Here is a 12,915-nt window from a genome sequence, read left to right as displayed (position 1 = left end):
ATTGATTTTGTTTAGAAAGAATTATTCACGAATAATCTTACGAGTAACTACTTTATCATCAGAAGCAATGGTAAGCATATAGTTACCATTTGCCACATTAGAAAGGTCAATCGTTGCAGCTTCAGTAGCTTTTACTTTCACTACTTGAATAGTACGACCAATTGCATCAGTAAGTGTAAGAGTAATCTCTCCTTTGAAAGCATCTCCAAATGTTAAGTTTACTTTACTTGCAGTTGGGTTAGGGAAAAGCATAAAGCCAAGAGCTTCTACATCTTCTTCACCTACTACTACTGGTGGCTCTGGTGGTTTGATATAACTAACACCTGAAGCAACTACTTGACAACCTGTTTCATACGTAACTGTTGCTACATAAAGACCAGATTCGGTTGGTGCAAATGCTTGTGTAGTTGCAGCAAATGCAACACTATCTTTCGTCCAAGAAACACTAGAAATAGCTACATTTCCAACATAAACGACTTTGATGCTATCTCCATATACTCTAACACTTGCAGCAGGAGCAGCATTACGAGTAACTGTAACTGGGTCAGAAGTTCTTGAACAATTTCCATTTAATATCACACGAACTCTATATTCTGCACCTACATTTACTTGTAGAGAAGGAGTAGAAGTAGTACGGATTCTACGTCCATTTCTCAACCATTCATAAGTAGCACCACTCACAGAGTTTACAGATAGTTCTACACCTTCTGTACCTTCACAGAAATCAAGAGCAGAAGACTGTAAATCTAGTTGAGGTACTGTAATAACTGTTACATTTACAGGAGTAGAAGTAAGCACACAACCTAAGATACTTGTTACTGTTACAGTATAAGTTCCAGATTCTGTTACCTCTAAAGTACTTCCCGTTCCTACAACAGCATTATTACGTTGCCATTCATAAGAAGCTGAATCTGTTTGTATAGCTTCAAGTGTTCCTACTTCACAGAACTCACGATTAGCAAAACCTCTAATTTCAGCAGGAGATACTCTGTTTACACGCACACGAATTGTATTAGAACGAGCTACACAACCGTCTTTATTTACAAGAACTGAATATACTCCATCACGATTAGTAGTGTACATAGGAGTAGAAGTAGTAGCTACTGGAGAATTAGCAGAGTACCACGTATAAGTTGCACCCTCAACAGCTTCAGCCATAATAGTAAGACTATCTGTACAAGATTCTTGCAAATCAGCTCCTAACATAGTAGCAGTTGGTAATGGTCTTGTAATTACATTTACAGCTACACGAGGTGTACTTTCATAACGACTACCCACAGCAGAAATATAATACGTGGTAGAGTCTGCAAAAGTAGGAGTAGTTATTACACCTGTCGAATCGCCTGTTGCTACGGCAGTTCCACCTGTTGCAGCAGAATATACAGTATATAATCCTGTGCTTCCACGAACTGTAAATTGTGCTCCAGTTCCTATACACGCATTTTGGAAACTTGCTACCGTAGGAGCAGAAGGATAGGTAAAGTCAGATACTCTATTGGAGTTTTCAAACAATGAACCTCTTGTTGCTTGTACATAATAATAATATTGAGTATTTGGCATTAGCATAGAATCCAAATAAGTTGCAACAGCAGAACCTACTTGCCCTAAACGAGTAAAATTATTTCCAAAAGAAGACGTAGAACGATAAATAGTATAACTTTCAGCATCTCCACCTGTCCAATTTAAACGCAATGAAGTTGAGTTTACACTTGTAATGCTCAAAGAAGGAGCAGTAACAGTAGTGTTTCCACCACCTCCACCGCCTCCAGAAGAAGCAATAGTTATATCAAAATCGTCTGTTTTGACACAGCCTGTACCTGCATCAGTTACTGTAAGTGTGTAAGTAGCAGGTGTAGTAAATCCTGTAAGAACAGGGTTTAGTATCGTTGGATCGCTCAAACCAGTAGTAGGAGTCCAAGCATACGTTAAAGCACCTGTTGCACCTGTTACAGTACCAGCAAAAGTAACATCTGTACCAAAAGTAATACTTTGATCTGTTCCTGCACTTACTACTAAAGCATCACAAGAACTTGTCAGAATAATATTATCTGTTGCTTCACAACCATTTGGATTGGTTACCTTAACTGTATAAGTAGTCGTTGTAGTAAGATTGGCAATAGTTGGATTGGCAATAGTTGCATTACTAAGACCTGTTGTAGGTATCCAAGAATACGTTGCGCCAGCAACTGCCCCAGTAGCAACTGCGTTTAAATTTATCGTTGTATTTGGATTAGCCGTTTGGTCTGCACCTGCATTAATAGTAAGCGAAGAACAATTTACTGTATTAAAGTTCCAAGTTGTGTTATCTGTAATTCCTACTACATTGAGGTTATTACAAGACTGAAATGTTCCAGTAGGAAACTGTACTGCAATAGAAGTATTACTTGGTAGGTTAATAGTAGGGTTGATTGTTACCTGTCCACCACTAAAAGTTACTCGTGCATCTCCTACTGGGATAGTTTCCAAAACTACACTTGTTGAAGCATTACGAACAGTAATATCACCTGTTCCTGCACTTACAGGATAAGGAAAATCAATTACTAAGTTTGAGTTAGGTGCTACGTTTGTTGCATTGTCAGCAGGAGAGAAGGTAAAGGTTGCATTGACATCTACTGAAGGTGGAACATACAATAACTTCCAGTTATTTAAAGTTCCATCATCTCCACCAGCATCATCAACTATTGTCAAAGTCCAATCACTATCTAAAGTTAATCCATTAAATGTACTTAAAGGCTCTTCTGGTCTTACACTTCCTGTAAAAGGAGCAGTACCTCCAACTACAGAAGTTACTGCAGCATCATCAAAGGTAGTAAGCATATTATCACCTAAACCTCCATTATCTGTAGAAAGATCTATAGTAGTTCCTGATGCAACATGAGTAAGGGTCATATCTATATCTCCCATAAAAGTATGTGTGATATCCACAAATACCCTAAGGCTATTAGTAGCTATTGTATTAGTCGCAGTAATAGTTTGTGTACTTACTGGGTCAGAAGCATCATTTATGAGCAATGGAGTAGTGATATTAGCATCATATTCTATTGGGGTTATAGGTATTCCAGTAGGATCATTAGTAGTAAAAGACCAAGCTGTAGCAGAAGTAATTCCAGTAAAACCTACACCATTCACAGAAGTAGCAGGCATAGTTATATAGTATTCAGTATTACAATCTAATACACTCGTTGGATTAATAGTTACTGTATTTCCAGCAATAGACAAACGTGGAGAAGGTAAGACAAAACTTTCTACTAATACTGCTCCTGTTGTTTTTCTTAGCTCAATAGTTCCTGTACCATTCGTTGGAGTTCCAAATAAAAATGTCATTGCAGGACTAGCATCAGTTGCTACACCAGTCGTATTATCAGCAGGTGCAAGTGTGAAACAAGCATTTGTAGTAGTAAATGACCAGTCTGTCATCGTGGTAATACCTGTAAAGCCAGTTACACCAGTAATAGCAGAAGCAGGAACATTTACATAGTATTCAGTATTACAATCTAAAACAGTATTTGGATTAATAGTTACTGTTTGTCCTGTAACTGTAACTTGAGCAGAAGGTAAAGTAATGGTTTCAACCACACTATTATCACTTGCTTTCTTTATTTCTATATTTCCTGTTCCGATAGCAGGGATACCACTAGAAAAGACAATATCTAAATTGGCATCTAGATCTATTCCAGTAGTATTATCAGAAGGAGTAAGACCAAATAATGCTGGTGTCCAACGATAGATTTGCCCGTTTGCTGGCTTTGTATTAATGTTAGCTGTTTCAGTTACAGTACTTGTTGTCGGAGCAGCACTAGCATCACTTAAAGATATAAAGCCTACTGTTGTTCCTGTATGAACTGATGTTAAACCAATAGAAGCACTAGCACTACTTACAGCAGCAGCTTCTTGATTATATACATATTCTATAACTCCAGTAGATTCGTATAATTTTACTTGAAAGGAGATGACAGGATTAGACGCAAGCCAACTCCATTGCCAATTAAGCCACTCCATTGTAAGCACTCTATTTGGAGCAGTACCAGTTAAAACATAAGCTGCTTTAGCTCCAGCTGCATCACCACCATCCAAATCATCCCAAAGAGGAGCAAGGACAGGATACATACTATTTGTGCTAAAACTGCCATCATCTAAATCATTAGTTGTTCCTGAAGAAGTAGTCGCAACTCCAAAAGTAATAAATCCATTTGAAGATGCCTTGAACTCTGTATATGGTATTCCATCATAAGTAAAAGTAAAGCCAATAGGAAGAACACCTGATAGACCTGTATCAACCTCTATACTGTTTACATCAGTTCCTCCAGTAATAGGCGTAAAAGTTCCACTAACAGGAGTCATATTATATTGAGGCTGCGCCCAGACACTAAGCGAAATGCCTAGCCATAACGCAATAAATAAAATAGCAGACCACCCTACCTTTAGAGCATTCTGTATCCGAGTTTTCGGATTTTGTAAAGTTAAATACATATTAATTGTTAAAGATTAAGAATAAATTGAATAGATTAAATTGAAAGTTATTATATGTAACAGAGTTTTGATTAGTTTAAATGTGTCAAAACTTCTGTGTAGTAGTGAGCATTATCTGAACTAGACATTAAATTGTAGATTTTTTTTTAGAATTCCAATATTTTATCAAAACATTTTTAAATAAAAATATCCTTAAAAACCCCTTTTTCAAATTATAATTCTATAAAAAACATTTTTTTCAAAACAAACTACTAATTATTAAAGAAAAAGTGCAATTAAGCAAACTAACCATTCTTCCAAAAACTGAATTGTAAAAACTCTAAAAAAAGTGTATATTTAATTTATCAAATAACCATACTAAAATTAACACCAAATTAAGCTATCATTATTATGCAAACACTTAAATATCAACTTGGAAAAATAATTGGAATGACCTTTATAGTATTAGGAAGCATCTTTTTTGTTGTTATGTTAGGTAACATAAATAATGGAAGAAATGAACTAATTGATGGCTTATTAGGTGGATTTGCATTAGGTGGAATTCCAGCTCTAGCAGGTTTTTTTCTATGGAGAGCTTCACGTATAGGACAACGTAAGTTTTTGATGAATAAATACGAACGCCAAATCCTAGAAGCAGCCTCTCAAAATGGAGGACATCTCACACCTACCGAACTTGCCATGAAAACAGACCTTAGTCTTAAAGAATCCAAAAAGATACTAGAAACCATGCAAATAGAAGGCTATTCAGAACTCAAAATTTCTGCTAATGGAGCAATCGTTTTTTATTTTAGAGAACTAGATAAAGGAGATAATTATACTGAAACTGAAAGCGAACTTTTAAACTAAAAAACTCATTTATTTTCTTGAGAAAATAAATGAGTTTCAAAATTATTTGGTTGTTGGTGTCGCTTCGCTAAAACACTAACAGTGGCATTGTGGGTCGTTTTTAGTTACATAATTTTGCTATTCTAAAACGCTTTAAAAAAATCATACTTTGTGTAACACCACCCATAATTCTTTTAATAATTATTATAAAATCTTTTAATATTTCCTGTCAGTTGGTCATAAATAGGTTTAAATAATTCTACAAACAAATCCTGTGGAGGAGGTGGAGAAACAGGACGAACTTTAGTTGCTTTTTCTTGGTCATTATCTAATGCACGTTTGTCGCCTTGATAAGTTCCCCATTCATTTCTCCAAACAAACTCCCCTGGATATTTGTCTTGCATCAAAATTCGGTTTGTTTTAGCATCAATTACTCGTACATCTAAAAGTCCATTCGAAACTACATACTGTTCATGATGTGTATAATCAGCTTTTACAGCATCTGTAATTGTTTTTGAAGAACCATCATCCAAACGAATAGTACGTCTGACACTATCTATTGCAGTTGTTGTTTTTTCTTTCAAAAAGACTTGTCCGACCGTAAATTCATCAAAACTCATCATCAAAAGCTGGTCAGCACAACAATAATTAGGGTTTTCCCAAGACAAATAGAATACTACAAATTCATTCATTCTACGATTTGTATTCAGATATTCCATGACTTGACTTTGTACAAAATCTCTTCCCAAACTAAACGAATTTGGTACTTGAATTGGCTGAACTAATACTTTCAAGGTAGCTGCTTCTTTAGCATTTGGTATTTTAGTAGCGACATCTTTATAGCCTTTCACCCACTCATCAGCTTTTACAAAATGATAATAGGCTTTTTTTGCATCTTCTCTAGTATTCAATGCCATGGCTTTTACTCCTTCATTATAGCGAGCTTCGGCAGCTTTATCTTTTGCTTTGATTTCTTCAGACAAATAACTTGTCGGATTTTTTACAATTTGTAAAGCAGCAGGGCTACGACGAATTTCGTTACCCATTTCATTAATCCTTCCATAACTTTGAGCTATTTTTTCCCAGTTGAGAGGATTTACCTTTGTATCTAATGTACGTGTTGTTCTTAAATTTTCTTCTACGGCTCTATAATAGGCTTCTCCAAGTGTATGACGTGCCTTTTTATTGGTTGGACTTTGGCGCAATCTATCGACAGCCTTTAATGTTGCTTCATAATAATTACCTTTTTGTAAGGCTTTTTTACCAGAAGAACAAGCAGAAACGATAAGCAATAAAACAACAAAAATGGATAAAGAAGAGCGATAAAATAAATAATTTATGGTAGATTTAGGTAGATGAAGTTTCATAATTTTGAATAGATTAAGTGATAGTTAAATTTAGTGATTATAATGAATATTCTACAGCACAAAACATAAGAAGCAATTATGACCTGCCAAAGCAGCGAAGCTAATTAAAAATTACGAATGTAAATATCTAAATTATCAGTTATTTAATACTGCGTAACATAAGTTTTGCAATGTTTTTTTTATATTAAAAATAACGGTGCTTGTAGGTTAAAGGCTTGCCTTTGACTATATTTTAGTGCGTTTGAACCGTCATTGAGGAAAAAAACAAAATGTAAAGTAATTTACGTTACACGGTATTTAAAGACATGTATTTTCGAAAATCATTTTTAATTGAGTATAATAAATTTCTTTTCCTAAGATTAAACATTTGCAAAACCTAGTCAAAAATCTATGCCAAAATGTACTTTTAAATGACTTAAAAAATATTTTTAACAAAAAAATCTTTTTTATTCTCCAATTAGTAAAATTCCTGACCAATAAAAAGGATTTTTAAAAGTATCTGATTTAGATAATCTTTGTTTGGCTAATTGTAAAGATTCTGAATAGGTTTTGTCCTCAGCTACAAAGCCATAGAAGAGTGTTATAAGTTCTTTTGTAGCCAAATCATCTATCTGCCAAAGCGAAAAAATAATATTTTTTGTTCCTGTATTTAGAAACGAACGAGTAAGCGTAATTACACCTTCTCCTTCCACCATTTGTCCTACTCCAGAACGACAACTACTCAAAACAACCAACTCATTAGGAAACGACATTCCATATAAATCGCTTGCATAGATTTGCTGCACAGTTTCTTTAGCATGTTGAGTAGAATCTTTACCAAATAACCAAATATGAGAATTAAAGGGTGTTTTTGTAAAGGTCTGACTATGTGTAGCTAGATGCAATCTTCGTGTTTTGGTTGCATAGCTTTTCAGATTTTCTTGATTTGCTTGAAAATGTGTAAATGCCAATGCCTTTTTGCCTTGATTGATAAATACATTTGCTACTTCTTCTACCTCTTGTTTGCTGTACGGAAGAGGACTCAAATTACCTCTATTACTTGCTAAAAGAGATTCATTTTCAAGATTTTTAAAAACAGGAGCAAATCCTATAAATTCATATTCATAATTTACATCTTTCTTTTGCCTTGTCAAAACCCAAAGCGAGGACGAATAATGAAAGGAAATTTGATAATTTAATAATGGATAATTAATATTTTGATACGATAAATTACTCTCTTGCTTGGGGGTACTGACCAAAGTAGAAAAAGGAATTTGTTGTAAAATTGCATCAGGAATAATAATGAGCTTTTTACTTACCTTGATATGCGATTCGATAGGTTGAATAAGAATTTTATAAAGCGCATTACTTTGAGTTACAAATTTTTCTGCATTACAATCTTTTGCTAAACAATTCCGATATTCTTTTAACGTATTTTCAAAATTAATTGGCTTTATTCTATAAAACAACTGCTTATTTTTACTAATTATCTGAACAAACAAATAAGGCTCAAACCATTGATAAACAATCATTTGCTCATCTTCTTTCAAGTTTTTTTTGATGGTTTGTGTAGTAACTAACTCCGTAGATTTTTGAAGATTTTGATAACTCTTAAATTTCTCTGAGAGTTCTTTTTTGAGTACTTGATGTTTGTTCCTAGTTTCCAAAATTTGCTGATTGTAATAAGCTAATTTCGTCATTTGACTTTCTGTTTTATCTTGACTTTCCAGTTCTAAAACTTCACGTTGATAATAATCTAATAAAGAACTATAATTTATATCTAATTTTCGCAGATTTTCAGGCACTTGAGCCAAAACAAGCGATTCTTGTGTCTGTTTTCGGAGTAAAGAAGCACGATTTTTTTCTGCAAAATAAAAAGCATCTTCATAAATTTGTTCTTCTACATTTTTTGTTTTGGTTGCTTCAAAACAAGTAGAAAGAGCTTTTCCATAAATTTCGGCTGTCAGTTTGCTGATAATTAACTGGTCAGTATCAGTATGTAATTGCGCTCGCATTTTATCAATTACCTCATCTGCTTTTCTATAATAATTTAGTCGTTCGGAAAAAGTAAAACTACTCAAATCAGCCAAACCTTTGTGAGACTCTAAAGCTACTTCCAAATCTGCAAAATCTTTTCCTAATATATTTATCTCAAGTGATTTTTGATAATTATACTCTGCTTTTTTGAAATCTGAAATGGCTGCAAAACAGTTTCCTAAATTATTCAATACATTTGCACTATTCCAATTTTGCTTACTATTTTCTTTTTCTAGTAATGCTTTATTATAATAAATAATAGCAGAATCATAATTTTGCTGCATTTCGAAGGCGTAACCCAAATTATTATAGATTCTTCCAATACTTACTTTATTTCTATTTTTTTCTGGTAATGAGTTTTCAGCAGCTAAAGACAAATGATAATACTGATAAGCAGAATCATAGTTATCAAGATTTCTATACACCATTCCCAAGCTACTATAAGTTTGAGCAAGAACATAAAACCTATTCTTTAAAAATAATTCTTCAAGTATTTTTTTTGCTTCTAGGGTATGAAAAAGAGCTTTTTCATTTTCTCCTAATTTGAGATAAGCTGTTGAGATAACTTGATGAGAACGAGAAATAGATGTCGGAAAACTCTCTTCTTTTTGAGCTTCATATATTTCGATAGAACGTTTTGCGTATTCTACTGACTGCTGCAAATTTCCTTGTTCCCTATAAATACTAGCCAACAAAGAATAGACATTTGCTACTTGTACATGATTTTCGCCTAATGCTTTTTTTGTTAATTTTAAATATTTTTCTGCATAATAAAATGATTTATCATAATTATTTAATTTTGAATATGCAATAGCATTAATTTTATAAATATCTATCTTTAAATTGACAGAAGCAACAGGATTGTCTAGTATTTTAGCTGAATAATCAAGCGATTTTTGATATAGATTTTGATAAAAATAAAGTAGCGATTTATGAGCATACAGTTGAGCTACTTGAAGCGATTTTTCAGAGTATAAATTTGTAAAAATTTCTATATTTTTGTCTAACCACTCTTCCGATTCGTCCCACTTACGAGCTTGCAAAAGCAAAACACTTCTCATTTTGATATGGTCGTAAACGATAGCATTTGTAACTGGAAAATTCTGACAGATTGCCCACACCGAATCACTTTCTATCAAACTATTTTTTGTCTTTCGTTCGATAAAAGACTTACTCATCGAAAGCCAAAACCAACGCAATTCTAACTCTGTTTGAGTTGCATATTTAGTTACTGTTTCTTCAATTTTATCTAAAAAAATTTGACTTTCTTTTATTTGAAACAAATCTAATAACAAAATATCTACATACTGAATTTGAGCATTTATTTTTTCAATTTTATTGGCAGTTGAGGGAAGATAATCAATCGTTTTTTGAGCATAAGAAAGAGCTTCATTAGGCATTCCGTACAACGTAAAAAGCTGGCTAAGAATTTCGGTTTGTTCAGATGCCGTTTCAAAATTTGAATCTTCAAATTTTTCTATCTTCAAAAAATCTAAATTTATATCTGCTACACTAGCATAACGATTGGCTAAATGATAGCTTTTGAGTTCTTTGTAATTAGGAATTTCTTCGAATAAATCTACTGCTTTTTGATAAAACCCTTTCCAATACTCATATTTTGCCCCTTGAAAGATAACTTGATGTATTAAATCAGCTTCTTTTTTTTGATTTAATTTTAGTTCTTTTAATTCTTGAATTGACTTTTCAATGACTTCTGTATCTCCAACTAAATATCCTATTTTAAGTCTTTGTACTTGAACACGAATATACTTTTCTGTATCTTTTTTTTGATTTAATTCTGCTAAATATTCATTGTAAGCTACTAAAGTGCTATCTGTTTGATTATTCTGCCAAAAAGAATTTATTTTATTCTGATAAAAAATATCATTTTCATTCTTATTTTGAGCATTCGATAAAAATGTACAAGCGAAAAAAAAGAATACGGATAAAAAAAATAAAATATAATTAATTTTAATTTTCATAGTAAAGTAGTTGTTTTGTTGGAATATTTCTCAAAATCTGAATAAAACAAATCTAATAAAATTTGTAGTAAAATAGAATGCAAATTTATCTCTACCTTGCTATTTTCAACAACTGTCACTAAGATTTCTCCATCCACAAAGCTTTATTGAAAAGTAAATAACTGTATTAACTTCAATTTCTTTCCATTATTTTGTAAATTTAGAGTTTTAGATAAATAGCAAACACACCAAATAGATTTAGATAGAAAAAGGTAAGTCATTAATTATAAATTCATTTTATTCCTCTGTGTTCTTTGTGAACTTTGGATTTAAACTGTACTTTACTTTGTATGGAATAAAAATTAAATAAATTACTATTTTCGAATTTGTAATTAATTGATAATTAGTAATTTACATTCGTAATTAATCCTATTTACTTCATACTTCTAAAATCTGATTTCTAATTTTATTTATATGACCATTACCAATGCAACCGAAAAAGGCGCAACGCCAACAGGAACAAAACTAAACACACACGGCTGGCAACAAGAAGCCGTTTTGAGAATGCTCTACAATAATCTTGACCCAGATGTAGCCGAAAGACCAGAAGACTTAGTTGTTTATGGTGGAATTGGAAAAGCTGCTAGAAATTGGGAATCCTTTGATTTGATTGTAAAAGCTCTCAAAAATATGTCTGATGAACAAACACTTTTGATTCAGTCTGGAAAACCGATTGCCATTTTGCCCACTCACAAAGACGCTCCTCGTGTCTTGATTTCGAATTCTATGCTTGTTCCTCGTTGGGCAACTTGGGATCACTTCAACGAGTTAGACAAAAAAGGACTTATGATGTACGGACAAATGACAGCAGGTTCGTGGATTTATATCGGAACACAAGGAATCGTACAAGGAACGTATGAAACCTACGCCGAACTAGCAAGACAACATTACAACGGAACACTAAAAGGAACATTGAACGTAACAGCAGGACTTGGTGGAATGGGTGGAGCGCAGCCACTCGCAATCACAATGAATGAAGGCGTTTGTTTGGCTGCTGAAATGGAAGAATGGAGAATCGACAAACGCTTAGAAACTCGTTATTTAGATGAAAAATATTTTGATATTGATAAGGCTATTGATGCAGCATTAGAATATAAAAAAGAAGGCAAAAACAAATCTATCGGTGTAGTTTGTAATATCATTGATTTACTTCAAAGATTGATTGATAGAAATATTACGCCTGATACTTTGACTGACCAAACTTCTGCTCACGATGCTTTAAATGGTTATTTTCCTGAAAATATGAGTGTAGAAGAAGCAAATACACTTAGAGAAGCCAATCCGAAAGATTATACTGAACGCTCACTAGATACAATGGCGCACCACGTAAAACAAATGTTAGAACTTCAAAAACGAGGTGCAATTACGTTTGATTATGGAAATAACCTAAGAGGACAAGCATTAGACCAACGAGATGTAAAAAATGCCTTTGATTTCCCTGGATTTGTTCCTGCTTATATTCGTCCTTTGTTTTGTGAAGGAAAAGGTCCTTTTCGTTTTGTGGCACTTTCGGGCGATGAGCAAGATATTTTTGAGTGTGATAAAGTTTTGTTAGAATTATTCCCTGAAAATGAATCGCTGCACCGTTGGATAAAAATGGCGCAAGAACGCATTGCTTTTCAAGGTTTGCCTGCTCGTATTTGTTGGTTGAGTTTGGGAGAAAGACAAAAAGCAGCTTTAGCATTTAATGAACTTGTCAAAAATGGAACTTTGAAAGCCCCTATCGTAATTGGAAGAGACCATTTGGATAGTGGTTCGGTGGCTTCTCCAAACCGAGAAACCGAAGCGATGCTAGACGGTTCGGATGCTGTGGCAGACTGGCCTGTTTTGAATGCACTTATCAATACGGCTGGTGGTGCGACGTGGGTTTCGATACATCACGGAGGAGGCGTAGGAATGGGTTATTCTATCCACGCAGGAATGGTAATTTTGGCAGACGGAACAAAAGAAGCACACGAAAAACTCAAACGAGTGTTGCACAACGACCCTGCTATGGGCGTACTTCGTCATGCCGATGCAGGTTATCAAAAAGCCTTAGACTGGGCAGAAGAATTTAATCTGAATTTGAAGAAGAATTTGGGGTAAGGGATTTTAGAATAAAATTTTCAAGAAAAAGCAGCTATCAAAAAGTAGCTGCTTTTTTTATATTAAGAAATTATTTTTTACTACAAACTGTAAAGTTATCAATATTACTTAATTTAGTACAATTAAATCAA

Annotated in this window: 5 protein-coding genes; 2 read left to right on the top strand and 3 right to left on the bottom strand. The window is 33.6% G+C overall.

Going from position 1 to position 12,915, the window contains the following annotated elements:
- Window positions 1-21: 21 nt before the first annotated feature.
- Complete coding sequence (locus ACE193_RS14335) at window positions 22-4,470, bottom strand: Ig-like domain-containing protein (RefSeq protein ID WP_375558907.1); 4,449 nt, start codon at window positions 4,468-4,470, stop codon at window positions 22-24.
- 390 nt (window positions 4,471-4,860) lie between these two features.
- Here ACE193_RS14335 and ACE193_RS14330 point away from each other — a divergent pair, with 390 nt between their 5' ends.
- Window positions 4,861-5,316: a hypothetical protein gene (locus ACE193_RS14330; protein ID WP_375558906.1), complete on the top strand. Its 456-nt coding sequence runs from the start codon at window positions 4,861-4,863 to the stop codon at window positions 5,314-5,316.
- Window positions 5,317-5,489: 173 nt separating this feature from the next.
- Here ACE193_RS14330 and ACE193_RS14325 read toward each other — a convergent pair whose 3' ends face one another.
- Entirely contained in the window at window positions 5,490-6,662 is a 1,173-nt protein-coding gene (locus ACE193_RS14325; protein ID WP_375558905.1) for a hypothetical protein, read from the bottom strand.
- Window positions 6,663-7,108: 446 nt separating this feature from the next.
- The gene (locus ACE193_RS14320) at window positions 7,109-10,660 is read right to left on the bottom strand and encodes a CHAT domain-containing protein (RefSeq protein ID WP_375558904.1); all 3,552 of its coding nucleotides are present in this window, start codon (window positions 10,658-10,660) and stop codon (window positions 7,109-7,111) included.
- A gap of 453 nt (window positions 10,661-11,113) precedes the next feature.
- On the opposite strand from ACE193_RS14320, the gene hutU reads away from it, so the two are divergent.
- Window positions 11,114-12,784 carry a urocanate hydratase gene (gene hutU, locus ACE193_RS14315; protein ID WP_375558903.1) on the top strand — a complete coding sequence of 557 codons (1,671 nt, stop codon included), beginning with the start codon at window positions 11,114-11,116 and terminating at the stop codon, window positions 12,782-12,784.
- The last annotated feature ends 131 nt before the right edge of the window (window positions 12,785-12,915 follow it).

It is taken from the genome of Bernardetia aquimarina (genome assembly GCF_042180575.1).
In the GTDB taxonomy this organism is placed as follows: domain Bacteria; phylum Bacteroidota; class Bacteroidia; order Cytophagales; family Bernardetiaceae; genus Bernardetia.
The sequence above is the reverse complement of the archived record's forward strand: the minus strand, read 5'-3'. Positions and strand labels throughout refer to the sequence as shown.